Here is a 1,223-nt window from a genome sequence, read left to right on the forward strand (position 1 = left end):
AAACAGGATAGAAATCCTAATGCTGGTGTGATCTTATATGATGGAATTAATGGTAATGACACAATGCGGTATCTTACCCCTCGTGAATGTTTTTTATTAATGGGATTTCCCGAACAGAAATTCGAAAGATTGAAAACATTTAATAAAGAACATGATGTTTTCTTTAGTGATTCGCATCTGTATAGAATGGCAGGCAATTCTATTGTTGTTCCTATATTGGAAAGTATATTTGAGTTAATTATTAAAATTGATAAAGAGATGAGGGGAAACTAAATGAATTATGTCGATAGTAAATATGATGGGTTAAAAAACCTGTCTCTTATACACATCTAGATGTGTATAAGAGACAGAAGTAAATGGACAGCGTATTTCTCCAATTGAGTTCGCACCAACATTTGCTAATTTTCGTTCTCTTTATGAAGCAGCATCTCGAAAAATAGGAGATGACGAACAAGGAATAGTGGTAAAAGAAGTCTCAAATTTCCGATCGATAACACCTAACATGAAAATTCCTGTTGGATATCTTGCATACAAAATAGTAAGCAGTAAACAATTAGAAATGTATGCACCAAACAATTTACCAAGTCCTTTAAAATTTATTGGTAGTGGGAAAACTAGTAAATCAAGAGAATACGGGCACTCTATTATTGCCTACACTAGAAAACCAGGAATGATTCTCAACTACTCTGCAGATATTAATTCTTGGCTAAAGAAAGATCTCGACTTAGGGGAAGATAATTATATGTTCGCACTTTTTGTTCCTAACTCTGATCAAAGAATGCATGATGACTATTTTACTTCTTATGAAAATATTGAATCATATTTAAGAGCAACTGAGTTAAGTGATCATTCAAGTTGGATTGACTTGGATGGATATACTATTGTAAAACGTATCAGAGAGCGAGTCTCAACAATTTTATGTACATCATTTGATAGCCATAAGAAATCTGAGAATAATAGCATTTCTATGTCTTTAGCCAGAAAATATGGAGCTATATTGTTACCTAATACTACTATAAAAAATAAATCAACCAGAAAACTGTCTCTTATACACATCTAGATGATGTATATAGATAAGGTTGATAGAGATTCCCCCACTCAGGCTGATAATGAAGGAATGATTATATCAAAAGATGAACTTCCTTCTATAGAGTTCTCTTATACACATCTAGATGTGTATAAGAGACAGGGAATGATTATATCAAAAGATGAACTTCCTTCTA

The 1,223-nt window shown here is 32.5% G+C and carries 2 protein-coding genes; both read left to right on the plus strand.

Annotated features, from left to right (window positions below; all coding sequences use genetic code 11):
* Positions 1-273, plus strand: a 273-nt coding sequence (locus A5882_RS19560) for a DNA cytosine methyltransferase (protein ID WP_176462079.1), incomplete at its 5' end; no start/stop codon positions are given.
* A gap of 187 nt (positions 274-460) precedes the next feature.
* Positions 461-1,060, plus strand: coding sequence for a hypothetical protein (locus A5882_RS19565; protein WP_086373601.1), 600 nt, complete (start codon positions 461-463; stop codon positions 1,058-1,060).
* The last annotated feature ends 163 nt before the right edge of the window (positions 1,061-1,223 follow it).

Source organism: Enterococcus sp. 4E1_DIV0656 (assembly GCF_002140695.1).
Lineage (GTDB): Bacteria > Bacillota > Bacilli > Lactobacillales > Enterococcaceae > Enterococcus_D > Enterococcus_D entomosocium.